Here is a 25982-nt window from a genome sequence, read left to right as displayed (position 1 = left end):
AAAGCCTAGTCGGGGGCGTGTTGCCGCTGTGTTTCCACCCGGCTGAGCCGGTCCGCCCTGCCCGGAACGGACGTATGCTCACGCTATGACTCGTGAGGCGGTCGCCTCGACCCGCGTCGCTCCGAGGCCCTCGCTGCTCGCCGGCGCGGCCGCGGGCGTGGCATCCGTCGTCGCCGGCGCCGGACTGGGCGAGCTCGCCGCGGCGATCGCCGCACCGTCGTCGAGCCCCTTCTCGGTCGTCGGCGGCGTGCTCATCGACCTCGCGCCCTCATGGGCGAAGGATGCCGCGATCTCGCTCTTCGGCACGAACGACAAGGCCGCCCTGCTCGTCGGCATCGGGCTCGTCCTGCTCGTCGCTGCGGCGGGCGTCGGCATGCTCGAACTCCGTCGCCCGTGGTTCGGCGTCGCGATCTGCACCGCGCTCGGGGTCGGCGTGGCGCTGCTCGCCATGACGCGGGCAGGGGCCACCGGCCTCTCGTGGCTGCCGTCGCTCGTGGCCGGTGTCGCTGCCGCGATCGCGCTGCGACTCCTGACGCGGCTCGCGCGGAGGGATGCCTCGGCCCGCGACGCCTCGGCCCGCGAGTTCGGCGACGCCGACGGCGGCCCGGCCGACGAGGCGCGCCGCCGCTTCCTCGTGTGGACGGGTTCCGCGGCGGCGGTCGGCGTCCTCGCGGCGATCGTGGGGTCGGCGCTGCAGGCGGGATCGCGGACGGTCGAGGCCGTGCGCAGCGTCCTGCGCCTGCCCAAGCCCGCGATCGCGGCGCCGGCGGTCCCCGCGGGTGCGCAGCTCGATGTGACGGGCGTCTCGCAGGTCGTCACGCCGAACGCGAGCTTCTACCGCATCGACACGGCGCTGATCGTGCCGCAGGTCGACCCCGCCACGTGGAGCCTTCGCATCTTCGGGCTCGTCGAGCAAGAGGTCGAGATCGGCTGGGACGAGCTCCTCGGCCTCCCGCTCGAGGAGAGCTGGACGACCCTCGCCTGCGTCTCGAACCCCGTGGGCGGTGATCTGATCGGCAATGCGAAGTGGCTCGGCTATCCCATCCGGCACCTCCTCGATCGGGCTCGACCGACCGCCGACGCCGACATGGTGCTCTCGCGGTCGATCGACGGGTTCACCGCAGGCACGCCGCTCGAAGTGCTGCAGGAGCCCGACCGCGCCGCGATCCTCGCCGTCGGCATGAACGACGAGCCCCTGCCGGCCGAGCACGGCTTCCCCGTCCGTATGGTCGTGCCCGGGCTGTACGGCTACGTGTCGGCGACCAAATGGGTGACCGAGCTCGAGGTCACGCGCTTCGATCGCGCGAGCGCGTACTGGACGAGCCGCGGCTGGTCTGCGAAGGGCCCCGTCAAGCTGCAGTCCCGCATCGACGTCCCGCGGCGCAACCAGGGGCTGAGCCCCGGCGACACCGTGATCGCGGGGGTCGCGTGGCAGCAGCATGTCGGCATCTCGAAGGTCGAGGTGCAGGTCGACGGCGGTCCCTGGCGCGAGGCGCAGCTCGCCACCGCGATCTCGGACGACACGTGGGTGCAGTGGTCGATCCCGTGGCGCGCCGACGCGGGCTCGCACTCCATCCGCTGCCGCGCGACCAACGTGGACGGCGAGACGCAGACCGAGAAGGACTCCTGGCCCGAGCCCGACGGCGCGACGGGCTGGCAGCAGCTCAACGTCACCGTCGCGTAGCTCGCGGCATCCGTCTCCCCCGCGGCGATCAGCGCGTGTGCCGGCGGTGCACCCGCAGTGGCACCCGCGAATTGCCGCGGGCGAGCGCGAGAAGTCAGCCCTCGAGGACGAGCTTCAGCTGCTCGACGGCCCAGTCGAGCTCCGTCGCCCGGATGACGAGCGGCGGCGCGATGCGGATGGTCTGGCCGTGCGTGTCCTTGACGAGCACACCGCGCGCAAGCAGGCGCTCGGCCATCTCGCGGCCCGTGCCGCGCGCCGGATCGATGTCGACGCCGGCCCACAGCCCCGCGATGCGCACACCGGTCACCCCGTGGCCGACGAGCTCGGCGAGCTTCGCCTCGAGGTGCTCCCCCAGGGCCGCGGCGCGGGTCTGGAACTCGCCGGACTCGAGCATCTCGACGACGCGCACGCCCACAGCCGACGCCAGCGGGTTGCCGCCGAACGTCGAGCCGTGCTCCCCGGGCCGGATGACCCCGAGCACGTCCTCGTCGGCGACGACGGCCGAGAGGGGCAGGATGCCTCCGCCCAGCGCCTTGCCGAGGAGGTACACGTCGGGCACGACGCCCTCGCGGTCGCACGCGAACGTCTCACCGACGCGGCCGAGGCCGGACTGGATCTCGTCGGCGATGAAGAGCACGCCGTGCTTCGTGCAGATCTCGCGCACGGCGCGGAGGTAGCCCTCCGGCGGGATGACGACGCCCGCCTCGCCCTGGATCGGCTCGACCAGAACGGCCGCCGTCTCGGGGGTGATCGCGGCTTCGATCGCCTCGGCATCCCCGAACGGCACGCTGATGAACCCGGGCGTGAAGGGTCCGAAGTCCCCGCGCGCCTGCGCGTCGTCGCTGAAGCCGACGATGGTCGTCGTGCGGCCGTGGAAGTTGCCGTTCGCCACGACGATGGTCGCCTGCTCCGGCGCGACGCCCTTGACCCGGTACGCCCACGCGCGGGCGACCTTGATGCCCGTCTCGACGGCCTCCGCCCCCGTGTTCATGGGGAGCACGAGGTCCTTCTTACACAGCCGCGCGAGCGCGGTCGCGAACTCGCCGAGCCGGTCGTTGTGGTACGCGCGGCTCGTGAGCGTGAGGCGTCCGAGCTGCTCCTCGGCGGCGGCGATGAGGGCGGGATGCCGGTGGCCGAAGTTCAGGGCCGAGTAGGCCGAGAGCAGGTCGAGGTAGCGCTTGCCCTCGACATCCGTCACCCAGGCGCCCTCGCCGCGTGCGATCACGACGGGCAGCGGGTGGTAGTTGTGGGCGACGTGGTGCTCTTCGGACCCGATGATGCGGATCGTGGAGGTGTCGAGCGTCGGGCTCTGCGAGGGAGTCATGGCGCGATCCTTCAGCGGCGCAGCTCGAGGGTGCAGCACTTGATGCCGCCGCCGCCGAGCAGAAGCTCCGACAGGTCGACGAGCACCGGGTTGTAGCCGCGCTCGCGCAGCTGCGCCTCGAAGCCGTTCGCGCGGGGCGAGATGATGACGTTGAGGCCGTCGCTGGCGGAGTTGAGGCCGAACACGGCGCCGTCCTCATCGCTCACGCGGATCGCGTCGGGGTAGCGCTCGGCGAGGATCGCCTGGCCCTCGGCGTCGAACGCGTGCTCGAGGTACGCGATGTTCGCGCGCTCGACGCCGCCCTCGCCCTCGACGGGGTCGAGCACGGCGATCGCGGTGTCGAGGTGGTAAAAGCGCGGGTCGACGAGCTTGAGCGAGACGACCTCCTTGCCGAAGACCTCGCCGATCTCGCGGTGGCTGTCGCCCGTCGAGCGGAAGCCGGTGCCGGCGAGGATCGTGTCGCCCACGAGCAGGAAGTCTCCCTCGCCCTCGTTGACCTCGCGGGGCTCGACGACCTCGAACCCGTTGTCGCGGAACCAGTCCATGAACGCCGGGCCCTCGGGCACCCGCTCCTGGAACCGGAACTTGGCGCCGTAGGCGACGTTGTCGATGATGAAGCCGCCGTTGGCCGTGTAGACCATGTCGGGGAGGCCCTCGAGCGGGTCGATGAGCTGGACCTCGTGGCCGAGCTGGAGGTACGTGTCGTAGAGCGCCTGCCACTGGCGCACGGCGAGCGCCGTGTCGGTGGGGTTCGCGGGCTCCATCCAGGGGTTGATCGTGTAGCTCACCGTGAAGTGCTCGGGGCGGCACATGAGGTAGCGGCGATGCTGCTGGATCCTCGAGGCGGTGCTCTCAGCCGAGGCGGTCGCGAGGGGCGCGGTGTTCTGCATGGACATTCATGCTCCTTCGGAGGCGCGGCGGACGCTGTCCAGAGGCCCGGCGGGGCTGCAGAAGCCGGCAACACGGGCACGCCGCATCCATTGTCTCACGGCGTGCGGAAAACGCCCGTGAACGCTGTCTGATCGAACGGATGCCGCCTTCGCCGCTCATGACGAGCTCGCGGCCGTCAGATGACCTCGTCGCTCCAGTGGTCGGGGTTACCGAAGCGGTGGGCCGTGATCGTGACCGACTGCTCGTGCAGGAAGGGCAGGAGCTCGAGGCGCCCGGCGGTCGTCACCTCGTTGTCGTAGACCGCGATGTCGGGGTCGCCGTCGACCGCCGCAGCGAGCACGCGGTGCAGGGCGGCGACGGACTCCGAAGAGCCCACGAGCCGCACCCGCGCGGGGCGCGGCGCGTGCCCCTCACCGTCCTCCTCGTGCTGCGTCATCCGCTCGAGCCACTGCTCGTCGGTCTCGACGAACACGGGCACGTGCTGGTCGGCGAGCGCGCGGCGCACCGCGCCGGGGAGGCCGACCGGCGCGCTGATCGTGAGCCCCGCGCCGGACCGGATCCCGGCGAGGGCGACACGCAGGAGCGCCTGCCACGAGGCATCCTTCGTCGCCCGGATCGCGACCTGCGAGATCGGACGGTAGCGGAAGAGGTTGCGCTCGATGCCGAGGTGCGACACGTCCCTGACCTGCCCGAACTCGCGGTCCCACGAGATCGCATCCGACAGCGCCGCGCGCCGCAGCCATTCGAAGGCCTCGAAATCGAGCGACGGCTGCGCGGCCTCGATGATGTCGGTGATGCGCGAGTCGAGGCCGCGGAGGTGCAGCGTCTTCGACGTCGGTGAACCGCTCGTGGCACGCCAGGAGCCGAGGCCGATGAGGTAGTTCGGGCCGCCCGCCTTGGCGCCGGCGCCGACCGACGAGCGCTTCCAGCCGCCGAACGGCTGCCGCTGGACGATGGCGCCCGTGATGCCGCGGTTGACGTAGAGGTTGCCCGCCTCGACTCGGTCGAGCCACAGCGCGAGATCGGCGGGGTTCTGCGTGTAGAGCCCGGCCGTGAGCCCGTAGGCGACCGCGTTCTGCAGCTCGATCGCGTGGGCGAGAGACGACGCGTGCATGATGCCCAGCACGGGACCGAAGAACTCCTCGCGGTGGAAGCGGGAGCCCGGCTGCACGCCGGTGCGGATGCCGGGCGTCCAGAAGCGTCCGGCCGTCTCGGGGCCGAAGTCCAGGCGGCGGGGCTCGACGAGCCACTCCTCCTCGTCCTCGAGCGTCGTGAGCGCCCAGGCGAGCTTCCCCTGCGGCACCTCGATCACGGGGCCGACCTCGGCGAGCGGGTCCGAGGGCGGACCGACCCGCAGCGAGGTCGCGGCATCCACGAGCTGCCGCGCGAAGCGCTTGGACCGGCCCACGGGACCGACGAGGATCGCCAGCGAGGCCGCCGAGCACTTCTGCCCCGCGTGCCCGAACGCGCTCTTGATGAGATCGGATGCCGCGAGGTCGAGGTCGGCGGAGGGCATGACGATCATCGCGTTCTTGCCGCTCGTCTCGGCGAGGAGCGGGAGCTCCGGGCGCCACGAGCGGAACAGGGCCGCCGTCTCCCACGAGCCCGTCAGGATGACCCGGTCGACGTCGGAGTGAGACAGGAGCTCCTGCCCGAGCTCGCCCTCGTCGATGTCGACGAGCGCGAGCACGTCGCGCGGCACGCCCGCCTCCCAGAGCGCCTCGGCGACGACGGCCGCGCAGCGACGGGCCTGGGGCGCCGGCTTGAAGACGACACCCGACCCGGCGGCGAGGGCGGCGAGCACTCCGCCGGCCGGGATCGCGACCGGGAAGTTCCACGGCGGCGTCACGACGGTGAGCCGCGCGGGCACGAACACGGCGCCGCTCACGCGGTCGAGCTCGCGCGCCGTGGCGGCGTAGTAGTTGGCGAAGTCGACGGCCTCGCTCACCTCGACATCGGCTTCGGCGAACACCTTGCCGGTCTCGGAGGCGGCGACCTCGATGAGTTCACCCCGTCGCGCCTCGAGCGCGCGCGCGGCCGCGATCAGTACGGCGGACCGGTCGACCGCGGGCTTGCCGCCCCACGCGGCTGCGCCATCCCGGACCCGTGCAACGATCGCCTGCAGAGTCTCCGAATCGCTCACGCGGGCCGCGTCGATCGTGGCGTCACCGGCCGTCGACACATCGACCCGGCTCAGGATGCCCCGGGCCCACTCCCGGTTCCCAGGAAGCGCGGGATCGGAGTCGGATGCATTGCGGAACCCGGGCGCGCCGGCGGCGCGCAGCGCCGTCTCGCGCCGGGAGAAGACGGCCGTCTCGACGAACGCCTGACCGCCGAACAGCTGCGATTCGACGCTCTGCTCGAGCGGATGGGTGTCGCCGAGGTCCGCGTCCGAGGCCGCCGAGCGGGCGATGCCTATGACGGCCTGGGTGAGGCCGTCTTCCTCGGCCGGGCCGGCGTCCCGCAGAAGGATGCGCCCGCTCGCCCGGGTTCCCTCGCTCCCGCCTTCGGGAGCCGGCCGGGGAGCGCCCTTGCGATCCTGCCTGCGGTTCGGTCCGGTGCGCAGCGCCGGGTCGGCGGCGCGCTCGAGAGACGCGAGGAAGCGGTCGCGCTCGCGCGCGAACATGTTCGGGTCGTCGGCGAGGTCGAAGGCGGCCGACAGGAAGTTGTCGCTCGAGGCGTTCTCCTCGAGGCGGCGCACCAGGTAGCTGATGGCGACGTCGAACTCGTCGGGGCGCACGACGGGCACGTAGAGGAGCACATGCCCGACCTCGCGCGCGACGGCCTCGACCTGGCCCTGCGCCATGCCGAGGAGCATCTCGAACTCGATGCTCGGGCTGCCGGGCGGCGCCGCGATGGCCTTCCCTGAGCCCGCCGAATCGCCCCGGATTCCGCGCTCGCCCGCGAGGAGCCAGGCGTAGGCGATGTCGAAGAGGTTGTGACCGGCGACGCCGATGCGGACGGCCGCCGTGTTCTCGGGCGTGAGCGCGGCGTCGAGGCACCGCACGTAGTTCGCGTCCGAGTCGAGCTTGGAGTCGTAGGTTGCGAGCGACCAGCCGTGCATGACGGCATCCACTCGCTCCATGGCGAGGTTGGCACCCTTGACGAGCCGCACCTTGATGCGCGCACCGCCGGCCTCGACGCGCGCTTTCGCCCAAGACGTCAGCCGATCGAGCGCTCCGAGCGCATCGGGGAGGTATGCCTGCAGGACGATCCCCGCCTCGAGGTCGCGCAGCCGCGGATCCGCGAGGATGCGCGTGAACACCGCGATGGTGAGGTCGAGATCGCGGTACTCCTCCATGTCGAGGTTGATGAAGGTCGCCGAGCCCTGCGAGGCGGCCTGCACTGAGCCTGTCGAAGGGTCGCCGGCCGCCGTCAGGTAGAGCGGGAGGAGCCGCTCGACCACCTTGTCGACGACCTCGTCGAACGCCCACATCGAGATGTGGCTCGCGATCGCCGACACCTTCACCGAGACGTAGTCGACGTCGGGGCGTCGGACGAGCTCATGGATGCCTTCGAGCCGGCGCAGCGCCTCACCTTCACCCAGCACAGCCTCCCCGAGCAGGTTGAGGTTGAGGCGGGCGCCGCTCTCGCGCAGCTTCGCGATCGCGGGGCCGAGCTTGTCGGGCCGCGCGTCGACCACGAGGTGGCCCACCATCTCGCGCAGCACGCGCCGCGCGATCGGCACGACCGGCGAGGGCAGGACGGGGGCGACGGTGCCCCCGACGCGCACGGCTCCGCGCAGATACCAGGGGAGGAAGTCGGGCACGAGCGGGGCCACGCGACTGAGATTGGATGCCGCGGCCGACAGGCTCTCGGGGCGCATGACGCCGTCGACGAAGCCGATCGTGAACGGAAGCCCGTTGGGGTCTTTCAGGACGCCGGCGAGTCGCTCGGCGGAGGGGTCCACGTCGACCTGTGCGCTCTCGGCGATCCACCGCTGCGCGAGTTCCACGGCACGCGCGGCGAGATCGTCGCCGGGAGACGTGAGGCCGGTGTCCCCCTGGTAAGGGTCGGTCACCATGCCCACAAGCCTACGTGCGCGGAGGGGGAAGAGAGCACGGCCCCGCGCCCGGGCTGTGCAGGGAGGAGATGCCCGGGCGCGGGGTCAGGCGATCCGGCTGGACCCTTCTCAGGGCCGGTCAGCCGTGCCGCTCCGGCGAGTCGTGGGGGCGGGCTCGCCGGCTGTGTCGATGCGGGGTTCGTCGTGATGGGCATCGACGTCTCGGGGGTCCGTCTCGCGGACCTCGGTCGGGGGAAGGTCGTCGCGGCGGACGTCGTGCACGTCGCGGTCGCGGGCCGTGGCATCCGTCGTCACGTCCTCGCGACCGCGCGCGGTCCCGTCCGGCGTGCGGTCGTCGCCCACATACGGGTCGACGTCGTCGGCCTTGCGGAGGATCTCCTGCTCCTTCGCGCGGTGCTCGGCCGCCTCGGCGGCGTGACCGTCGATGTCGCCCGCGTGGCGCTGCGCCTCGGCCTCCGCCTGAACCGCACGGGCCTTGGCCTGTTCAGCCTGTGCGGCAGCTGTGGCGGCATCGGCGCGGGCCTGGGCCTCGCGAGCCTCGACCTCCTGGGCGGCGAGCGCCGACTGACGCGCCTTCGCGCGGAGGTCCTCGGCCTGCTCGTGCTGGCGTTCCGCCCGCCGTGCGCTGTTGTTGCGCATGACGAAGAAGGCGACGACGGCCACGATCGCCAGGAGCACGACGATCGCGATGATGATCCAGATGATGGTGGTGGAATCCATGGTGCGGTCTCCTTTGCGGCGTCGTGCCGGCGGGGGTTTCGATCCGGCTGCGCCACTGACGACGGAACCGCATCGGGCACCTCCGAGCAAAGCCCTTGCGCCGTGCGTGACCCTGCGCTAGCCGTTCCCCACGAATAGTTCACCAAGTGAAACGAAATCGTCTAAGCTCGAACAACGCACGGGTGCTTGGGGCTTTCGCCGGGGTTTCACCGATCCATCCGGCGAGAAGGAGCCCCCGTGGAAGACATCTCCCCTGCCCGCGAAGACGAGCGCGACTGGCAGATCGACGAGCAGCGTCGTCTCGAGCTGTGCGCCACCGAGCCGATCCGGACGCCGGGCCGCATCCAGGGGCACGGCACCTTGCTCGGGATCGACGAGCCCACCCAGACGGTCGTGCTCGCGAGCGAGAACGCCGACCGCTGGCTGGGCCAGAGGCTTCGCGACCTCGGCAACGACACCCTCACGTGGACCGTGCTGCACGGCGCCGCCGTCGACCCCGTGCGGGTCGAGTTCGACGGCCAGATGCAGGATGTCATCGTGCACCGCGGCACCGAGCCGCTCCTGGTCGAGCTCGAACCCATCGTCCCCGGCCTGGAGTACGTCCGGACGGGAGTCGTCACGGCCATCCAGGACCTCGCTCCCCTCACCGATGCCGACGAGCTGCGCACCTTCGCCGCGCGGCGGCTCAAAGAGATCACGGGCTTCGACCGCGTGATGTGCTACCACTTCCACCCGGACGGGCATGGCGAGATCGTGGCCGACGAGCGCGAGCCCGACATGGAGCCGTATCTCGGGCTGCACTTCCCGGCATCCGACATCCCGTCTCAGGCGCGCGCCCTGTACATCGAGAAGCGGTCCCGGGCGATCGTCGACACCGATGATCCCGGTCTCGCGGTCCTGAGCCTCCTCCCCGAGGCGCCGATCGCCGACCTCGGGCTCACGGAGCTCCGAGCCGTGTCGCCGCACCACCTCCAGTTCATGCGCAACATGGGCCAGGCCTCCACCGTGTCCTTCGGTCTCGTCATCCAGGACGAGCTGGTCGGCCTCTTCACGTGCGCCCACCGGACCGTCCGGCGCCTCCCCCCGCTGCTCCGCCGGTCGATCGAGGTGCTCGCGAGCCAAGTGGCGATGCAGCTCGCATCGGCGAACGAGATCAAGCGCCTGCGCCGGCAGCTGGAGGCGCGCGAGCGGCGCGCGTCCATCGTCGCGCCCCTGTACGGACGAGGCGTCCCCGCCGAGATCCTGGTCGGCGGCGTGAAGACGGTGCTCGACGTCATCCCGGCCGATGGGGCATACCTGCGGATCGGCGGCTCCATCCACTCCGCGGGCACCGCGCCCTCCGAGCGGTCCATGTCACGGATCCTCGACGAGCTGCCCCCTGCACCGTTCGTCTCCGATTCGCTCCCGCTCGAGCATCCGGAGTTCGCGGTGGAGCTCCCGGGAGTAGCGGGCCTCGCTGCAGTGCCCCTCCTCGAGGACGGCGACTGGCTCGTGTTCGTCCGGGGCGAGGTGGCGCAGGAGGTCGCGTGGCTCGGCGATCAGGGAGCCGCGAACCGCGAGCACGCCCTCTCCCCGCGGCGGTCGTTCTCGGCCTGGCGCGAGAGCGCCACGGGTCGGAGTGCTCCCTGGGGCCCGCACCTGGAGGACATCCTCGAGCTCGGCGAAGACATCCGCTCCACGCTCGCGCAGCGGGCGCAGGCCGAACTCGCCGAGCTCGCGTGGAGGGATGCGCTGACGGGGCTGCACAACCGTCGCTTCCTGCAGGACCGCCTCGACGAGCTGCTCGCCGAAGAGGTCGTCGGGGTGGGCGTCGTCTTCATCGATCTCGACGGCTTCAAGCTGGTGAACGACACGCACGGCCACGAGGCCGGCGACGCGGTGCTCGTGGCGGTGGGTCAGCGGCTCACCGCGAGCGCTCGGTCCAGCGACCTCGTGGTGCGCTGGGGCGGGGACGAGTTCGTGATCGTGTGCCTGGGCGTCGACGACGAACGCGCCCATGACGTCGCTGCGCGAGCGATCGCGTCGCTCGAGGCGCCGATCGCCGTCGAGAGCCAGACCGTCGCGATCACCGCGTCCGCGGGTGTCGCCACGGCCGGCGCGCGCATCACGACGACCGAGCTGCTGGATGCCGCGGACTCCGCCATGTACCGCGCGAAGCGAGCGGGCAAGGGGCGGGTGTCAGGCTGACGTGGCTCGGGCGGGCTCGGGCTCCGGAAGGAGTCGGAGACCGCCCGGAGAGTTGGATGCCTCGACCAGCTCCTGCAGCCACACCCGGTTGATGTCCGGCATGGCGGCGTCGTACTCGAAGCGGAGCGTCGACGACGTCGACAGCCAGATGACCTGCCGTCGCTCGTTCGCTCCATCGGTGAGGGCGAGGGACACGCTTTCGCGACGCCGGAACTTCGCCAGGATGACGAGCTCGAGATGTGCCAGAGTGCGGTCGTCGATCGCGAACTCGACCGCCGGTGAGCCATAGTGCAGGGTACCCATCACGTCGATCCTACGTTGCCGGGGGCCGGTCGTGATTAGGCTGAGGGGGTGACGATCGTAAACCGCCTCACCGTCGATGGCCGCGACTACTTCCTCCCCGAGCCTGTCTCCGAGCTGAAGCGAGACATCCTCGAGGCCATCAAGGCGGGTGGTGGGTACGTCACCATCCCCCCGCTGCGGGGCGGCCCGGGCATCGAGGTGCTCTTCTCCCCCGGCATGCCGGTCACCTGGACGCAGCTCGACATCGCCGGCGAACAGCCCGGCACCCACGCCGACGACACGGTCGACGCCGACGGCGAGCTGAACCTCTAGCCAAGACCCTCGAAGCGGCTTCGCGCAGCGGCGCCGCGCTTCTGCGGAGCGCTTCCTGCTGCCGGAGCGGGCCTCAGTCGTCGATCGCGAGCAGGCGACCGAGCTCGTCGGCCGGCACGGGACGTCCGAGCAGATAGCCCTGCCCGAGATCGCACCCACGCTGCCGCGAGCGCTCCAGGTCGGCGAGGGTCTCGATGCCCTCCGCGACGACCCGCCATCCGTGGCGCATCGCGCGCGTGACGACCCCGGCGATCTCCGCCTCCGCGGCCGGATCCGATCGCTGCGTGAGCGAGCGGTCGATCTTGATCTCCTGGATCGGCACGTCCTCGAGTGCGTCGAGCGACACGTCGCCCGCTCCGTAGTCGTCGATCGAGATCCCGATCCCGCTGGCCTTGAGCTGCGGCAGGACTTCGACCACGGTCGGCAGCAGCTGGGGCGCCGGCGCCTCGGTGATCTCGATCGTCAGGGTGCCGGGTTCGAGGCCCAGCTCCTTGGCGCGGATCGCCACGGTGTCGACGAACTCGGCGGAGAACTGCGACGGAGAAGCGTTGATCGACAGGCCCACGTGGTGGCCCGCGCGCTGCCACGCGCTCACCTGGGCGCCGGCGGTCTCGAGCACCCGGGCACCGATGTCCCCGATGAGCCCTACGCGCTCGGCGAGCGGGATGAAGCGGTCCGGCACGATGCGGCCGAGCAGCGGATGCATCCAGCGGCACAGCGCCTCCACGGCCACAGGATGCAGCGGCAGACCGTCCTCGGAGAGCGCGAAGAGGGGCTGGTACTCGACCGTCAGCCCGCCCGTCGTCACTGCTTCACGCAGCTCGGCGGAAAGCATCGCTGAGCTGTTCATGGATTCAGGCTCCCCGTATCTCACGTGCACGCGCAACACCCGACGCCGTGCCCGAAAGATCGTATAATGCTCCGCCACACCCTCCGGGCCGCCCCGTGACAGGCTTCATCCGGGCAGGATGAGCGGCTCTCCGCTCACGGGATGGGCCGTTCGGCGGATACGCTAGCGACGATGGGAACCCTCACATACGACTCGAAGCTCACCGTCTCGCTCGACGACCGGGTACTGGCCCATCTGCAGCCGGTCATCTGGTCGAAGCTCCGGCGGGGCGAGCCCTTCTCGTTCACCTGGACCGATCCGATGCGTCCGGGCCTCGGCAGGACGTCGGTGTGGCTCAGCCCCCACATCCCGCTCGCGTTCGAGTACTTCGGCAGCAGGGCGCCCCGCCTGAACCCCGCCTGGCTCGACGCGCTGAGCAAGTCGGCGAACTCGCCGGGCGGCCTCTCGATCGTGCCGGAGCCGGAAGCGCCCGAGGGCCCCTGAGCGGCGCGGCGCCTGAGCCGCAGCAGCACCTGAGCCGCAGCATCCTTCACCCGCGCACCGCGCGAGTACCTCGCAAGTCGCTGACTGTCAAGCACCAGCCACGATGGAAGGCGCCACGTAGCGTCGTGGCATGACCAAGCTGGACGCCCTGGACACCCGAGTCTCGCCCCGCCGTCCTCAGCACCCCTTCACCCTCCTCGACCACCACGTCGCCGTCGCCGGCCCCGTTCGGACCGGTCTCGGCGCCGACGCACCGCGCCCGGCGCGCGCCGGATTCCTGCAGTCGGTGACCTCCGTCTTCGGAACGATCGGCGCCACGGGATTCAGCAATCCCGGCGAGCAGATCCGCGTCTGGACGCTGTGGCTCAGCGTCATCAACGTCGCGATGGCGATCGCTCTCGGCCTCTCGCTCTACGCCGTCCTCCGCTGACGCCATCCTCCGCTGACGGCCGCGGTCAGCTCCAGACGCTGGGCGCTGCCGCTTTCGTCGACGGAAGAGCGGATGCCGCGGCCCAGTCGTGCACCCACGGCTCGACGTCGGGCAGATCGTCGGGTCGGCCGACCGCGGCGAAGAGTTCCTCGTGCGACAGGGTGCCGCCCTTCCGCTTGAGCATGCGGGCCCGGATGATCGCGCGGGCGTAGACCTCGCCGTCGACGACGGCCCGGTGCTCGAGGTACAGGGCCTTGTCGTCGTGCCCGAGCAGACGCGACTCGACGACGAAGCGCTGCCACAGCTCGAGCGACTTGCGGAAGGTCACGGTCTCGCTCGACACCACCGCGTACCAGCCGTTGCGGCGCATCGCATCGGCCAGTCCCGTCCGCACGAGCAGGTCCCAGCGGCCGAGATCGAAGAGCGACAGGTATCGGCCGTTGTTCATGTGGCGGAGCACATCGATATCGGTCGGCAGTGTCGTGAGACGGATGCGACTGACCGCCGTCGGGGCCAGGGTCCGGCCGAGGCGCACGCGAAGTCGAGCGCCGAGGGTGACGAGCAGGGTGCGCCAGATCACATTCACGTCGAGCGATGGTAGCCACCGCCGCCCGGAATTCCGATTCGGTTGTAGAACCCCGCTGGCGGGCAGCCTCGCGGGGGCCGTATTCCGACACGATGGTGACGATTGCGCACTCGGAATGGAGCGTATGCGGCGCGGCATCCCGCGGATTTCGCGCCTCGGGGAGCCGCGCGTAGAGTCAGCCCATGGAAGCCGAACTGCAGACCGACATCGTCGTCCGTCCGGTGCGGGACGTCGACGCCGAGGCTCTCGGCCGCGTTCACGCGACGTGCTGGCACGAGACCTACGACCACCTCATCAGCAAGGCCGCGCTGGAGAAGATCTCCCCGCGTCGCATGGCCGAGCTGTGGACGCACTGGGCCGTTCAGGGCCCCGAGTTCAAGATGTTCGCCGCGCTCGTCGACGGCGAGATCGTGGGCTTCGCCGGCTCCGGCCCCGCCCGTGACAAGGACGCACCGCGGTTCCGCGAGCTCTACTTCATCTACCTGCTCGACGCCTGGCACGGCACCGGCATCGGCCAGCGCCTGTTCGACGCCGTCACCGAGACCGGCGAGGGCCTGTACCTCTGGGTCGCCGAAGACAACCCGCGCGCGCACCGCTTCTACACGCGCAACGGCTTCGCGCTCGACGGCGCCTCGCACACCGAGCCCTTCCTCGGCGAGACGCTGACGGAGGTGCGCTTCGTGCGCTGAGCGCACTGACGCGACCGACATCGAGGGGCCCGGCCGATCGGCCGGGCCCCTCGTCGTTCCCGGGGAAGCCACCCGGGAACGGATGCCGCATCCTAGGACGCGCGGAGGACCGCCTGCCCCGCCGAGACCTGCACGCGGATCGTGCTGTCGGCGCCGGGGGTCGAGCCCAGGCCGTTGTCGAGGTCGCCCGCCGACACGTCGGACGTGACCTCGTACTCGCCTTCCGGGACGGTCAGCCGGGCGGAGCCCGAGCTCACGTCGAGGTCGACGACGCTCGGCTGGGAACCGGACAGGACGACGGCCAGCGAACCGGCGGAGACGGAGAGCGTGGCCTCGTCGACGCCCTCGAGGTCGAGGTCGCCGGCTCCCGCGCTGATCTGCGCGTCCAGCGAAGTGGCCGACCCGTCGATCGTGGCCCTGCCCGCTCCGAGGTCGAGCTGCATCTCGCCGAACTCCCCGTCGGCGGTGAGCTCGCCCGCCGCGAGCGAGAAGTCGGCGTCGGTCCCTTCGAGCGACTGCGGCAGGCGCAGCACGGCGTCGCCCGTGCCGCCGAAGATCCACCCGCTGCCGAACCAGTTCGACCACCCGTCGGGAGTGGCGACGACGAGCGTGTCGTCGTCGCGTCGGAGGGTCCAGCGGTCGGCGCCCCAGGTGCCGGTCACCTCGAGCTCCGCCTCGTTGACGTCGGCGTACACGACGCGCAGCGATCCCGCAGCGACGTCCACGTCGAGGTCGTCGACGCCCGACGCCTCGACCGAGCGGACGGTCGTGTGGACCGATGCCGCGGCGATCGTGCCGACGACGGCCGAGACGATCGCCCCGAGCACGACGAGGGCGCCGAAGGCGATGACGATGATCGCCACGACGCGCGACGAGCCGCGCGTGGGCGGACCGGCCGGGGGCGGGCCGGCCGGCGGCGGACCGGCGGGCGGCGGGACGTCGGTGCCGGCGGGGGGCGGGGTCAGGGTAGTGCTCATCGGGATGCTCCTGTCTGCGGGGCGGCGCCGCCGCGGTCGGATTGCGACCGGGGGCCGCCGTGTTCGAGGTGAGCGAGCGCTGCGAGCACCCGCCGGTTGCCGGATTCGTCCTGCTCGAGATCGAGCTTCTGGAAGAGCGACGTCACGTGCTTCTCGACGCTGCCCTCCGAGATGAAGAGGGATCTGGCGATCGCCTGGTTCGACCGCCCTTCGGCGATGAGAGCGAGGACGGATGACTCGCGGTCGGTGAGCCGCAGCATCCGTTCGTCCCTCGTCCGCCTGCTGAGCAGCTGCGCGACGACCTCGGGGTCGAGGACGGTCGCCCCGCCGCCGATCCGAGCGATCGCGTCGAGGAAGTCGGTCACGTCGGCGACGCGGTCCTTGAGGAGGTAGCCGAGCGCGGCTCCCTTCGCGGAGATGAGGTCGGACGCGTAGCGCTCCTCCACATACTGGGACAGCACCAGGAGGGGCAGATCCGGCCGGGTCGCCCGCAGGGCGAGCGCGGCGCGGATACCCTCGTCGGTCCAGGTCGGCGGGAGCCGGACGTCGAGGATGCAGAGCTCCGGCGAGGTCTCGGCGACGGTGTCTTCGAGGTGGACCGCGTCGGGAAGAGCGGCGACCACTTCGTGGCCGGCGTCTTCGAGCACGCGCACGAGGCCTTCGCGCAGCAGCGCCGAGTCCTCGCAGATCAGGATGCGCACGGGATGCTCACCTCCACCGTCGTCGGTCCGCCGAGCGGGCTGTCGATGCGGGCCTCGCCGCGTGCCGCGAGCACGCGATGCACGATGCCGTCCAGCCCGCCGCCGGGGATCACCCGGGCGCCGCCGATGCCGTTGTCCTCGACGCGGGCCCACAGCGTGTTCCCGTCACGGAGCCGCACGACGACCCGCACCTCCGTGCCCCGCGAGTGCTTCGCGGCGTTGGTCAGGGCTTCGGCGATCGCGAAGTACGCGGCCGCCTCGGTCTCTCGGCTGCAGCGGCCGTCGAGGCGCACATCGAGATGCACCGGCACCACCGAGCGGGCGGCGAGCGCCGAGAGCGCGGCATCCAGTCCCCGATCGTCGAGGACGGACGTGTGGATGCCGCGGGCCAGCTGCCGAAGCTCGGTGATGGCCGCCTTCGTGGACGTGTGCGCCTCGGTCAGGAGCGCCTTCGCGGCCTCGGGGTCGCTGTCGATCTTCTGCTGGGCGAGGCCGAGCGTCATGCCGACCGAGACGAGCCGCGGCTGGACTCCGTCATGCAGGTCGCGCTCGATGCGCGTGCGCTCGACGTCGGCGGCGTGGACGGCTCCCGCCCGCTGCACGTTGGACGTGCGAGCGGCCTCGGCGAGCTGCGCCTCGCGTGAGGGGACCATGATCGCGCGGCACAGGATGCCGTGGAGCAGCGCCAGCCCGACGATCGCCGCGGCCGAGATGAGGGCAGCCAGGATCCCGGCGGGCACGGCCCACGCGATGGGGAACTCGAGGCCGGTGCGGGCCAGCGGCACGACATCGGCGCGGGCGTACAGGGGTGCGAAGGCGAGGACGATGCCCGACGAGAGGACGCTGAGGAGCACCACGACGATCCAGCCGAGGACCGTCGAGACCGCGAGGTTGGCGATCGCCCGCCACGTGGAGGGGTCGATCGTCTGCAGCCACAGCGTGCGCAGGAAGCCGCCGAAGCCGGGCCGTCCGCTCGTGCGGAGGCGGCGGGGCGGGAGGCCGAAGTCGTACAGCCCGTCGACGCGTGCCGCTTCCAGCCACCCGACGCCGAAGAGCGCGTAGACGAGGGCTACGAGGAAGAGCACCCCGATCAGGAGGACGGGGATGAGCCCGAGGCCGAGGCCGAGGAGCGCGAAGAGGATGCCGAACAGCGCGGGGCCGATGACACCGAGCGCCGCGAGCTGGGCGACGGCACCGGCGACGCGTGGCGGTGATGCGATGGAGCCCGCGGGGGCGGGCGCTTGTGAAGTCATGCCTCAACGGTAGGACGGGGCCCTCGTGGGCGCTCCCGAGGCATCCGGAGTCTTCTCTTCGGGTTATCCCCCGGTGCGAAGCCGCGGCTGAGGGATCAGCGGGGAGGACGTCGCCGGGCGGCGATGCCCGGGCGTCCTCCCCACTGGAGGGCATTCCGAACCACAGCGCCACCGCGCGCGGCGATGCTGAGCGCCGCGACGGGTGTTGCGACTGGACACCTGTGGTGCACGAGTTCCCCATTCACTCTCTCGCCCCGTCAACGCATCATCGGCTCTCGCCGACGGCCATCGCGTTCCCAAGAACGGGTCGAGAGGGCGATTATGCGCGCCTCTCGGCGGGCGTGTGAGGGGGGTTGATTCCGGAAAGACGGCCGTGTACATTCCCGGCCGCTCGGCGACTCAGCGCCCGCTGACCTTGCCGAAGAGCCGAGCGATCGGTGCGAGCACGAGAGGTCGTGCGGCGACCCAGCCCGCGGCGATGACGACGAGACTCGCGACGAAGATCCAGAAGCCGACCCAGTTCACGGCATCCTGCGACGCGTACATGTGATTGAGGTTGCGCAGCGCAGCGGTCGCGAAGACGAGGGTCACGTGGACGATGATGAAGAGGACGAAGTAGATCATCACGGGGAAGTGCACCGCGCGCGCCCACTCGATCGGGTAGGCCTTGCTGAGCCGCTGGGCGTTCTTCGGCCACACGCCGCTCATGCGCACGCCCGTGAGGATCGCCAGCGGCGCCGCGAGGAAGACCGTGGCGAAGTACGCGAGCTGCTGCAGCGAGTTGTAGTTGACCCAGCCGTTCTCGGTCGGCCAGTCGAGCGACACGTACTGCAGGAGCGCCGAGAGGGCGTTCGGGAACACGGCCCAGCTCGTCGGCACGATCTTCATCCACTGACCGGTCACGAACAGGAGCACGACGAACAGGACGCCGTTCACGATCCACAGGATGTCGAGCGACTGGTGGAACCAGAGGTTGAGGCTGATCTTGCGCCGGTTGTTGTTGCGCGGCGACCAGAACACGCTCGGCCGCTTCTCGGTGCGCACCTGGAGGCCCGAGCGGATGATGAGCACGATCAGGAACGTGTTGAAGAAGTGCTGCCAGCCGAGCCACGGCGGGATGCCCACCGGCGCCCCCTCGGGCAGCGGATACTCGCCCGGGTAGGCGGCGAGGAACTCCTGCATGAACTCGAGGCTCAGGAACCACCGCGTCGCCAGGATGACCATGGCGGCGGCGAACAGGAGCCCGGCTCCCCCCACCACGACGGCACCGGCCCACTGGGCGCGCGTGAAGGGTCCGTAGCGCTTCGGCTCGGGTCTCGGCACGGGCCGGCTCACTGCGGCGGAGCCGGGCCAGACGGTGCGGGTGAACGGCAGCGGGGCGCGTGCGGCGGCGACGACGGATGCCTCGGCCGCCGGCACTGCGACGGTTGTCGCTGCCGCGGCCGGTGCAGCAACGGCGGCGGGGGTGCTGGCTGCCGCGACGGGAGGTGCGGCGGCGACGGCGGCCGGTGCGGCGGGGGCTTCGGGGGTGGCGATGGCGGGCGTTGCCGCTGCAGCGGCGGGGGGTGCGGGGGCGGCGGTGGCGGCCGCTGCAGCGGCGGAGGCTGCGGGGCGCGGCAGGCCGCGGCGGACATGCCGCACTTCGGCCACCTCGCCCTCGATCTCTTGCCCGGTCCCTGAGCTTGTCGAAGGGTCGAACGCGGGCGCCCCGGAGGTCGCCGGTGCTTCGGCAGTCCGTGCGACGCGCACGGCCGAGGACGCGGGCCATGGCTCTCCACCCGGAACCCGCGGAAGACCACGGCGCAACGACCCGTCCCCCGCGCCGACAGCAGGCGCCGCAACGCCTTCCCCGGTCCCTGAGCTTGTCGAAGCGTCGATCGCCGAACCAGCGGGCGCCGCAGGCTCCGCCGGCGTCAGCGGCGAGGGGCTCGTGTTCGACGCTTCGACAAGCTCAGCGGCGGGGGTTGTGGCACCGGGCGATGCGGGCGCGGCGGACAACTCCGCGGGCGGCGGCCACGGCTCCCCGCCCGGCACACGCGGGAGCCCGCGCCGCAGGGTCGTCACGCCGCGGGCGGTGCCCGTGGTCGCCATCTCGCCCGCGGCACTGTGCGACTCGGCATCCGTGACACCCGCCATTTGCCGCGGCGGAAGGCTCACGGTTTCGGGCTCGCCCGCGGCACTGTGCGGCTCGGCATCCGTCGCACCCGCGATGTGCCGCGGATGAAGGTCGGCCGCATCCATCCCGGCGCGGGTGCCGGCTCCGTCGCCGTCCACGCCCGGCGCGTCCGCGACGGAGGGCCAGGCCTCGCCGCCCGCCGTGCGGGGCAGGCCTCGACGGATCGACCGCGCGAACGTCGCCACGAGCCGCTAGGCCTTCTCCGCTTCGAGGGCCGCGATGAGCTGCGGCACCACGGTGAAGATGTCGCCGACGACGCCGAAGTCCGCGATCTCGAAGATCGGGGCATCCCCGTCCTTGTTGATCGCGACGATCGTCTTCGCCGTCTGCATGCCGGCCTTGTGCTGGATCGCCCCGGAGATGCCGAGAGCGACATACAGCTGCGGCGACACCGAGACGCCGGTCTGACCGACCTGATACGACTGCGGCACGTAGCCCGCGTCGACGGCGGCGCGCGATGCGCCGACCGCTGCGCCGAGGGTGTCGGCGAGCTGCTCGACCAGGGCGAACTTCTCGCCCGACCCCAGCCCGCGACCGCCCGAGACGACCTTCGTGGCTCCGCGGAGCTCGGGACGCGACGACGCGACGACGGCCTCTTCGACGGAGTCGACGGATGCCGCGGGCCGCCCGGATGCCGGGACGCTCAGGACTTCGACCTCCGGCGTGCGGGACTCGGCACGCGCCTCGATCGCGCCCTGGCGGACGGTGATGACGGGAGCGCCCCACGTGACGGCGGCGTCGACGTTGTACGCGCCTCCGTAGACGGAGTGGTGCGCCACGACGCCCTCGGCGTCGCGCGAGATCCCGACGACGTCGACGCAGAGTCCGGAGCGGCTGCGCGCGGCGAACCGGCCCGCCACCTCGCGGCCCTCGATCGAGTTCGAGACGAGAATCGCGTCGGGCCGCACGAGATCGGCCGCAGCAGTCAGCGCATCCACGCGCGGCACCGTGAGAAGCGACGAGTCGCCGTCGGCCGTCAGCACGGCCGCTGCGCCGAGGTCGCCTGCCTGCGCGGCGAGCGAAGAGGCATCGGTCGACACGATGAGCGCGACCGGCGTGCCGACCGACGCGGCAGCGCCGAGCAGTCCCGCCGACGATTTGGCCAGTTCGCCCGAGGGCGTGACGTCCAGCAGGACGAGGATCGAGTCCGCAGCGAATTCCGTCATGTCGCCGTCCTTACGCGAGCCGGTTCTGGAGGAGGAACTCGGCGAGCTTCTCGCCCGCGTCGCCCTCGTCGACGATCTTGACGCCAGCCGCGCGCGGCGGCTTCTCGCTCAAGGCGATGACGATCGAGTGCGCGGCGCTGTGGTCCTCTGCCTCGACGGAGAGATCCGCGAGCGACAGTGTCTCGAACGGCTTCTTCTTGGCCGCCATGATGCCCTTGAAGTTGGCCATGCGCGCATCGGGCAGCGCCTCTGTGATCGAGATCACCGCCGGCAGGGGCGCCGAGACGCGTATGGTCGCACCGTCCGACGCCCGCTCTCCCGACACCGTGCCGTCATCGATCTCGACGGAGTTGAGCCATCCGAGGCCGGGAACTCCGAGCAGCTCGGCGATCATCGCGGGGATGACCCCTCCGACGCCGTCCGTGGAGAGGTTGCCGCCGATGACGAGGTCGTACCCGATGCGCTGCAGGGCCGCCGCGAGCACCTCGGCAGTGAGGCCGAGGTCGGCTCCGAGAAGCCCGTCGTCGACGACCTGCACCGCCGACGCAGCGCCCATCTGCAGGCCCTTGCGAAGGGTGTTGGCGGCGGACTCCGGCGCCATCGACAGGACGACGACCTCGGTCCCGGGATGCTTGTCGGCGTACGACAGCGCGACCTCGAGGGCCCGCTCGCCGATCTCGTCCAAGACCGCTTCGCTCGCCCCGCGGTCGGCAAGACCGGTCTCGAGGTTCAGCTTGCGATCACCCCAGGTGTCCGGGACCTCCTTGACCAGGACAACGATCTTCATACGCGTGCGCTCCTTCGTCGGATCGAGTCTATGCGGCGGCATCGCCCCCGACGCACCGGCCGTTCCGCCGCAACCCGCAGGGTGGCCGCGCTACCGTAGTAGCCGCGACGAGGGAGGTGACGGATGCCGAGGAACTCTCCCCTGCCCGTCGATCCCATCGCCGAGGCGAAGCGCCAGTGGGTCGCCCACGGATGGACCGATGCCGCCGCGGGAATGTCCGCCGTCACCTCGATCATCCGGGCACAGCAGCTCATGTTCGCGCGCATCGACGCGATCCTCCGCCCGTTCGGCCTGTCGTTCGCCCGGTTCGAGATGCTGCGCCTCCTCGCCTTCACGAGGCAGGGACGGATGCCGATGGCCAGCGCCATCGCGCGGCTGCAGGTGCATCCCACCAGTGTCACGAACACGGTCGACCGTCTCGTCAAGGACGGCCTCGTGCTGCGCGAGCCGCACCCCGTCGACGGCCGCGCCGCCGTGCTCGTGCTGACGGACGAGGGGCGCGAGCTCGTGGAGCGGGCCACCGAGGTGCTCAACGCCGAGGTGTTCGAGCAGCCCGGCCTCTCGGCGGATGACACGGCGGAGCTCGTGCGCATCATCGCGCGCTTCCGCAAGGACGCCGGCGACTTCACCGACCCCCGGCCCGTTCCGGAGCCCCTCTGATCGACTCGGCCGCCGACCGCCGGGTGCGCCATCAGCGGTGGGTGAAGTCGGGCGACCGCTTCTCACGGAAGGCGGCCATGCCCTCCTTCTGGTCGGCGGTGTCGAACAGCGACGCGAAGACCTGACGCTCGAAACGCAGGCCTTCGGCGAGGGGCGTCTCCATCGCGGCGTCGAGCGCCGCCTTCGCCGCGTAGAGGGAGGGAAGCGACTTCGCCGCGATCGCGTCGGCGACCTTGCCGGCCTCTTCGAGGAGGTCGGCGGCGGGGACGACGCGCGAGACGAGTCCGGAGCGCTCGGCCTCCGAGGCATCCATCATCCGCCCCGTGAGGATCAGGTCGGCCGCCTTGTAGTAGCCGACGGCGCGGATGAGGCGCTGCGACCCGCCCATGCCGGGGATGACGCCGAGGTTGATCTCGGGCTGACCGAACTTGGCCGTGTCGGCGGCGAGGATGACGTCGCACATCATCGCGAGCTCGCAGCCGCCACCCAGCGCGTAGCCCGAGACCGCAGCGATGACGGGGGTGCGCACGGCGGCGAACGTCGGCCAACCACCGAAGTGGTCGCCCATGAGCATGTCGAGTCCGGTCTTGGACTCCATCTCCTTGATGTCTGCACCCGCCGCGAAGGCGCGCTCCGAGCCGGTCAGCACGATGGCGCCGATGCCCTCGTCGCGGTCGAACGCCGTCGCGGCGGCGACGATGTCGAGCATCACCTGGGTGTTGAGGGCGTTGAGCGCCTCCGGCCGGTTGATTGTGATCCAGCCGACGCGTCCGCGCGTCTCGACCAGGATCGTTTCGTAGTCGGTCATGCTCCGAGGCTAGCCAAGGAGGTCGCGGCCGACGATGACGCGCATGATCTCGTTCGTGCCCTCGAGGATCTGGTGCACGCGAAGGTCGCGGACGACCTTCTCGATGCCGTAGTCCGAGAGGTAGCCATACCCGCCGTGCAGCTGCAGCGCCTCGTTGGCGACGCGGAAGCCGGCGTCCGTGGCGAACCGCTTCGCCATCGCGCACTGGATCGCCGCGTCGGGCGCCTTGGCATCGACGGCGAGAGCGGCGTCTCGGACCAGCGCGCGCGCGGCACGCAGCTCGGTCGCCATGTCGGCGAGGGCGAAGACGACGGACTGCTTCTCGGCGAGCGGCTCGCCGAACGTGAAGCGCTCGTGGACGTACTTGACCGCGCGGTCGAGCGCCCACTGGGCACCGCCGAGCGAGCAGGCGGCGACGTTGATGCGGCCGCCGTTCAGGGCCGACATCGCTATCTTGAAGCCCATGCCCTCACCGCCGAGGACGTTCTCAGCGGGCACGCGCACCTCGTCCAGGATGACCTGGCGCGTGGGCTGCGCCTTCCAGCCCATCTTGTGCTCCTTCACGCCGAAGGACAGCCCGGGGGTGCCGTCAGGCACGAGAAACGCCGTGATGCCACGGGCTCCGGGCTCCCCGGTCCGGGCCATGACCACATAGACGGATGCCTCGCCGCCACCCGAGATGAACTGCTTGACGCCAGTCAGCACATACTCGTCGCCGGACCGGATCGCCGAGGTCGTGATGGCCGCGGCATCCGATCCGGCACCCGGCTCGGTGAGGCAGTACGCGCCGAGGTCGCGCATCGTCACGAGCTTGGGCAGCCATTCGTGGCGCTGCCCGTCGGTGCCGTAGGTGTCGATCATCCACGCGACCATGTTGTGGATGGTGATGTAGGCAGCGATCGAGGGGTCGCCCTTCGCGAGCTCTTCGACGATGGCGACCGAGTCGGAGCGCGAGAGGCCCGTGCCGCCGACGTCTTCGCGGATGTAGAGGCCGCCGAGCCCGAGCTCTCCCCCGCGTTCGAGCACGTCGCGCGGGAGGTGCTCGTCGGCGTCCCACTCGACCGCGTGAGGCGCGAGTTCCGTCTCGGCGAACTCCCGCACGGCGTCGAGGATGGCCTCGCGCTCGTCGGCGGGGAGCGATTGGACGGGTGATTCTGCGAAGGGTGCTTCGATCGTCATTGTGCGGCTTCCTTGTGGGACGGCATTGTCGCTCTGATCACTTTACATGGACTTCCTACTAACTGTGAGGGATTCCAGGCGATGCTCAGCGTCGACAGCCGTTCACCTCGCCGCCACCCGGACCCGATAGCACGGAGGGGCGTGCGCCCGCGCGCGATCCCGACCCCTCCGAGGATTCCCATGCCTTCGCACTTCCGCCGAGCCGCCGTGCTCGCCGCAGCCGCTGCGGCGACCTGCTCTTTCGCTCTCGCTCCGGCGATCGCGGCCTCCGCCGAGATCGTCCCCGATCCCATCGAGTACTCCGCACCCGGCGCGGTCATCTCGCTCACGCCTGTCGGGAGCTACGACACGGGCGCGTTCGACGAGTCGGCGGCCGAGATCGTCGCCCATTTCGAGGACAAGCTCTTCGTCGTGAGCGCCAAGGCCGGCAGCGTCCAAGTGCTCGACTTCTCGGACCCGGCGTCGATCGGCAAGGAGTACGAGATCGGGTCCGACGGCGTGGCCAACTCCGTCGCGATCCGCGAGGACGGACTCGGGATCGCCGCCTTCGAAGCGCCCACCAAGACCGACCCCGGACATCTCGTCTTCTTCGACGCCCGCGCCGACCGGCCGACGGTCCTCGGCACGGTGACAGTCGGCGCCCAGCCCGACAACGTCGTCATTACGCCCGACGGCCGCTTCGCCCTCACGGCGAACGAGGGCGAGCCGGCCGACGACTTCTCGACGGACCCCGAAGGCTCGGTCTCAGTCGTGCGCCTGTCGACGCCGAAGGTGATCGCGGCGAGGCAGAAGGACGTCTCGACGGCCGACTTCCACGCCTACGAGAACGGTGCGCTCCCCGACGGTGTGCGGGTCTTCGGCCCGACGCCCAACGGCGGCGACCGCCCGGTGTCGCGCAATCTCGAGCCCGAGTACATCTCGATCGTCGGCAACACCGCCTATGTCGCCCTGCAGGAGGCGAACGCGATCGCCGTCGTGCAGATCCCGTCGGCGCGGGTCACCGACATCCTTCCTCTCGGCTTCAAGGACCACGGGGTCGTCCCGCTCGATCCGAGCGACCGCGACGGCTCCTTCGCGCTGCGCACCTACCCGGGCCTCTACGGCGTCTACCTGCCCGACGGCATCGGCGCCTACCGATCCGGCGGTGCCTCCTACCTCGTGACGGCGAATGAGGGGGATGCCCGGGAGTGGGGCTCGTACGCTGAGGGCGCTCGCGCCGGTTCCCTCCCGATCTGCCCCGACAGCCCCCTCGCGGGTAAGACGGGCAACGCGGACCTGGGTCGCCTCAACGTCACCAAGGAGCTCGGCTTCGACCAGGCGAAGGGCTGCTACTCGAGCCTGTACACCTTCGGCACCCGCTCGTTCTCGATCTGGGGCACCGACGGCACGCAGGTCTTCGACTCGGGCTCGCAGCTCGAGGAGATCACCTACGCCGCCGAGCCGGCATTCGTGAACTCGAACCACACCGAGCCGAACCTCGAGGGGCGCAGCGACGACAAGGGGCCCGAGCCCGAGAACCTCGTGATCGGCGAGGTCGACGATCGCACCTACGCGTTCATCGGCTTGGAGCGCGTGGGCGGGGTCGTCGTGTACGACATCACCGTTCCGGCCGAGTCGTTCTTCGTCACATACCTCAACAACCGCGACTTCTCGGACAACAGCGGCGATCTCGGCCCCGAGGGGCTGTCGTTCATCCCCGCCGACGAGTCCCCGACGGGGAGCCCGCTCCTCGCCGTCGCCAACGAGGTCTCGGGTTCGACGACGCTGCTCGAGGTCGGCGTGAACCGCTGAT

23 protein-coding genes are annotated in these 25982 nt (G+C 70.9%); 8 read left to right on the top strand and 15 right to left on the bottom strand.

The genetic code is table 11. The features are described 5' to 3' along the window. The first annotated feature begins 85 nt into the window (after nt 1-85). Complete coding sequence (locus tag G5T42_RS07190; protein WP_165127214.1) at nt 86-1684, top strand: molybdopterin-dependent oxidoreductase; 1599 nt, start codon at nt 86-88, stop codon at nt 1682-1684. Between the two features lie 94 nt (nt 1685-1778). Here the strand turns inward: G5T42_RS07190 and rocD are convergent, their stop codons facing one another. The 4 genes from rocD to G5T42_RS07170 all read right to left on the bottom strand — a co-directional run bounded on the left by rocD (nt 1779) and on the right by G5T42_RS07170 (nt 8643). Then, entirely contained in the window at nt 1779-3008 is a 1230-nt protein-coding gene (gene rocD, locus G5T42_RS07185; protein WP_165127212.1) for an ornithine--oxo-acid transaminase, read from the bottom strand. Nucleotides 3009-3019: 11 nt separating this feature from the next. Next, a complete protein-coding gene (gene ddaH, locus G5T42_RS07180) occupies nt 3020-3904 on the bottom strand; it encodes a dimethylargininase (RefSeq protein WP_241245997.1) in 885 nt (294 codons plus the stop codon). A 170-nt stretch (nt 3905-4074) separates the two neighbouring features. Further along, nucleotides 4075-7923, bottom strand: a complete 3849-nt coding sequence (locus G5T42_RS07175) for a bifunctional proline dehydrogenase/L-glutamate gamma-semialdehyde dehydrogenase (RefSeq protein ID WP_165127210.1) — start codon at nt 7921-7923, stop codon at nt 4075-4077. Between the two features lie 108 nt (nt 7924-8031). Next, nucleotides 8032-8643, bottom strand: coding sequence for a hypothetical protein (locus tag G5T42_RS07170; protein WP_165127208.1), 612 nt, complete (start codon nt 8641-8643; stop codon nt 8032-8034). A gap of 237 nt (nt 8644-8880) precedes the next feature. Here G5T42_RS07170 and G5T42_RS07165 point away from each other — a divergent pair, with 237 nt between their 5' ends. Continuing rightward, on the top strand, nt 8881-10830 hold the full coding sequence (locus G5T42_RS07165) for a sensor domain-containing diguanylate cyclase (protein ID WP_165127206.1): 1950 nt from the start codon (nt 8881-8883) through the stop codon (nt 10828-10830). Here G5T42_RS07165 and G5T42_RS07160 read toward each other — a convergent pair. Further along, complete coding sequence (locus G5T42_RS07160) at nt 10822-11133, bottom strand: hypothetical protein (protein WP_165127204.1); 312 nt, start codon at nt 11131-11133, stop codon at nt 10822-10824. The two genes, G5T42_RS07165 and G5T42_RS07160, sit on opposite strands and share 9 nt — an antisense overlap. A gap of 48 nt (nt 11134-11181) precedes the next feature. Here G5T42_RS07160 and G5T42_RS07155 point away from each other — a divergent pair, with 48 nt between their 5' ends. Further along, complete coding sequence (locus G5T42_RS07155; protein ID WP_165127202.1) at nt 11182-11445, top strand: hypothetical protein; 264 nt, start codon at nt 11182-11184, stop codon at nt 11443-11445. Between the two features lie 73 nt (nt 11446-11518). On the opposite strand, the gene G5T42_RS07150 is transcribed toward G5T42_RS07155, so the two are convergent. Then, complete coding sequence (locus G5T42_RS07150) at nt 11519-12295, bottom strand: EAL domain-containing protein (protein ID WP_165127200.1); 777 nt, start codon at nt 12293-12295, stop codon at nt 11519-11521. A gap of 171 nt (nt 12296-12466) precedes the next feature. On the opposite strand from G5T42_RS07150, the gene G5T42_RS07145 reads away from it, so the two are divergent. Continuing rightward, the gene (locus tag G5T42_RS07145; protein ID WP_165127198.1) at nt 12467-12778 is read left to right on the top strand and encodes an ATP-dependent DNA ligase; all 312 of its coding nucleotides are present in this window, start codon (nt 12467-12469) and stop codon (nt 12776-12778) included. Nucleotides 12779-12908: 130 nt separating this feature from the next. Continuing rightward, nucleotides 12909-13208: a hypothetical protein gene (locus tag G5T42_RS07140; protein WP_165127196.1), complete on the top strand. Its 300-nt coding sequence runs from the start codon at nt 12909-12911 to the stop codon at nt 13206-13208. 25 nt (nt 13209-13233) lie between these two features. On the opposite strand, the gene G5T42_RS07135 is transcribed toward G5T42_RS07140, so the two are convergent. Next, nucleotides 13234-13794, bottom strand: a complete 561-nt coding sequence (locus tag G5T42_RS07135) for an acyl-CoA thioesterase (protein WP_165127194.1) — start codon at nt 13792-13794, stop codon at nt 13234-13236. Between the two features lie 182 nt (nt 13795-13976). Here G5T42_RS07135 and G5T42_RS07130 point away from each other — a divergent pair, with 182 nt between their 5' ends. Beyond that, a complete protein-coding gene (locus tag G5T42_RS07130) occupies nt 13977-14483 on the top strand; it encodes a GNAT family N-acetyltransferase (protein ID WP_165127192.1) in 507 nt (168 codons plus the stop codon). 92 nt (nt 14484-14575) lie between these two features. Here the strand turns inward: G5T42_RS07130 and G5T42_RS07125 are convergent, their stop codons facing one another. The 6 genes from G5T42_RS07125 to G5T42_RS07100 all read right to left on the bottom strand — a co-directional run bounded on the left by G5T42_RS07125 (nt 14576) and on the right by G5T42_RS07100 (nt 21543). Continuing rightward, a complete protein-coding gene (locus G5T42_RS07125; RefSeq protein ID WP_165127190.1) occupies nt 14576-15460 on the bottom strand; it encodes a DUF4097 family beta strand repeat-containing protein in 885 nt (294 codons plus the stop codon). Then, the gene (locus tag G5T42_RS07120; RefSeq protein WP_165127188.1) at nt 15457-16161 is read right to left on the bottom strand and encodes a response regulator transcription factor; all 705 of its coding nucleotides are present in this window, start codon (nt 16159-16161) and stop codon (nt 15457-15459) included. The genes G5T42_RS07125 and G5T42_RS07120 overlap by 4 nt, the downstream gene beginning before the upstream one ends. Further along, on the bottom strand, nt 16149-17414 hold the full coding sequence (locus G5T42_RS07115) for a histidine kinase (RefSeq protein ID WP_165127186.1): 1266 nt from the start codon (nt 17412-17414) through the stop codon (nt 16149-16151). Before G5T42_RS07115 ends, G5T42_RS07120 begins: the two co-directional genes overlap by 13 nt. A 399-nt stretch (nt 17415-17813) precedes the next feature. Then, complete coding sequence (locus tag G5T42_RS07110) at nt 17814-19775, bottom strand: cytochrome b/b6 domain-containing protein (protein WP_347104374.1); 1962 nt, start codon at nt 19773-19775, stop codon at nt 17814-17816. Between the two features lie 6 nt (nt 19776-19781). Next, nucleotides 19782-20756, bottom strand: coding sequence for an electron transfer flavoprotein subunit alpha/FixB family protein (locus G5T42_RS07105; protein ID WP_165127184.1), 975 nt, complete (start codon nt 20754-20756; stop codon nt 19782-19784). Between the two features lie 10 nt (nt 20757-20766). Then, on the bottom strand, nt 20767-21543 hold the full coding sequence (locus G5T42_RS07100) for an electron transfer flavoprotein subunit beta/FixA family protein (protein WP_165127182.1): 777 nt from the start codon (nt 21541-21543) through the stop codon (nt 20767-20769). Between the two features lie 123 nt (nt 21544-21666). On the opposite strand from G5T42_RS07100, the gene G5T42_RS07095 reads away from it, so the two are divergent. Further along, entirely contained in the window at nt 21667-22203 is a 537-nt protein-coding gene (locus G5T42_RS07095; protein WP_165127180.1) for a MarR family transcriptional regulator, read from the top strand. 31 nt (nt 22204-22234) lie between these two features. Here G5T42_RS07095 and G5T42_RS07090 read toward each other — a convergent pair whose 3' ends face one another. Both G5T42_RS07090 and G5T42_RS07085 read right to left on the bottom strand, forming a co-directional pair. Further along, entirely contained in the window at nt 22235-23011 is a 777-nt protein-coding gene (locus tag G5T42_RS07090; RefSeq protein ID WP_165127178.1) for an enoyl-CoA hydratase, read from the bottom strand. 9 nt (nt 23012-23020) lie between these two features. Beyond that, a complete protein-coding gene (locus G5T42_RS07085) occupies nt 23021-24190 on the bottom strand; it encodes an acyl-CoA dehydrogenase family protein (protein ID WP_165127176.1) in 1170 nt (389 codons plus the stop codon). A 180-nt stretch (nt 24191-24370) separates the two neighbouring features. Here G5T42_RS07085 and G5T42_RS07080 point away from each other — a divergent pair, with 180 nt between their 5' ends. Continuing rightward, the gene (locus G5T42_RS07080; protein ID WP_165127174.1) at nt 24371-25981 is read left to right on the top strand and encodes a choice-of-anchor I family protein; all 1611 of its coding nucleotides are present in this window, start codon (nt 24371-24373) and stop codon (nt 25979-25981) included. Nucleotide 25982 lies beyond the last annotated feature (1 nt).

Source organism: Microbacterium sp. 4R-513, assembly GCF_011046485.1.
Classification (GTDB): domain Bacteria; phylum Actinomycetota; class Actinomycetes; order Actinomycetales; family Microbacteriaceae; genus Microbacterium.
This window is presented reverse-complemented; position numbering and strand designations above follow the sequence as displayed.

Coding starts and splice junctions, on each gene's coding strand:
- G5T42_RS07190 (WP_165127214.1), top strand. CDS start 86: ATGACTCGTGAGGCGGTCGCCTCGACCCGCGTCGCTCCGAGGCCCTCG.
- rocD (WP_165127212.1), bottom strand. CDS start 3,008: ATGACTCCCTCGCAGAGCCCGACGCTCGACACCTCCACGATCCGCATC.
- ddaH (WP_241245997.1), bottom strand. CDS start 3,904: ATGTCCATGCAGAACACCGCGCCCCTCGCGACCGCCTCGGCTGAGAGC.
- G5T42_RS07175 (WP_165127210.1), bottom strand. CDS start 7,923: ATGGTGACCGACCCTTACCAGGGGGACACCGGCCTCACGTCTCCCGGC.
- G5T42_RS07170 (WP_165127208.1), bottom strand. CDS start 8,643: ATGGATTCCACCACCATCATCTGGATCATCATCGCGATCGTCGTGCTC.
- G5T42_RS07160 (WP_165127204.1), bottom strand. CDS start 11,133: ATGGGTACCCTGCACTATGGCTCACCGGCGGTCGAGTTCGCGATCGAC.
- G5T42_RS07150 (WP_165127200.1), bottom strand. CDS start 12,295: ATGAACAGCTCAGCGATGCTTTCCGCCGAGCTGCGTGAAGCAGTGACG.
- G5T42_RS07145 (WP_165127198.1), top strand. CDS start 12,467: ATGGGAACCCTCACATACGACTCGAAGCTCACCGTCTCGCTCGACGAC.
- G5T42_RS07140 (WP_165127196.1), top strand. CDS start 12,909: ATGACCAAGCTGGACGCCCTGGACACCCGAGTCTCGCCCCGCCGTCCT.
- G5T42_RS07130 (WP_165127192.1), top strand. CDS start 13,977: ATGGAAGCCGAACTGCAGACCGACATCGTCGTCCGTCCGGTGCGGGAC.
- G5T42_RS07125 (WP_165127190.1), bottom strand. CDS start 15,460: ATGAGCACTACCCTGACCCCGCCCCCCGCCGGCACCGACGTCCCGCCG.
- G5T42_RS07115 (WP_165127186.1), bottom strand. CDS start 17,414: ATGACTTCACAAGCGCCCGCCCCCGCGGGCTCCATCGCATCACCGCCA.
- G5T42_RS07105 (WP_165127184.1), bottom strand. CDS start 20,756: ATGACGGAATTCGCTGCGGACTCGATCCTCGTCCTGCTGGACGTCACG.
- G5T42_RS07100 (WP_165127182.1), bottom strand. CDS start 21,543: ATGAAGATCGTTGTCCTGGTCAAGGAGGTCCCGGACACCTGGGGTGAT.
- G5T42_RS07095 (WP_165127180.1), top strand. CDS start 21,667: ATGCCGAGGAACTCTCCCCTGCCCGTCGATCCCATCGCCGAGGCGAAG.
- G5T42_RS07090 (WP_165127178.1), bottom strand. CDS start 23,011: ATGACCGACTACGAAACGATCCTGGTCGAGACGCGCGGACGCGTCGGC.
- G5T42_RS07085 (WP_165127176.1), bottom strand. CDS start 24,190: ATGACGATCGAAGCACCCTTCGCAGAATCACCCGTCCAATCGCTCCCC.
- G5T42_RS07080 (WP_165127174.1), top strand. CDS start 24,371: ATGCCTTCGCACTTCCGCCGAGCCGCCGTGCTCGCCGCAGCCGCTGCG.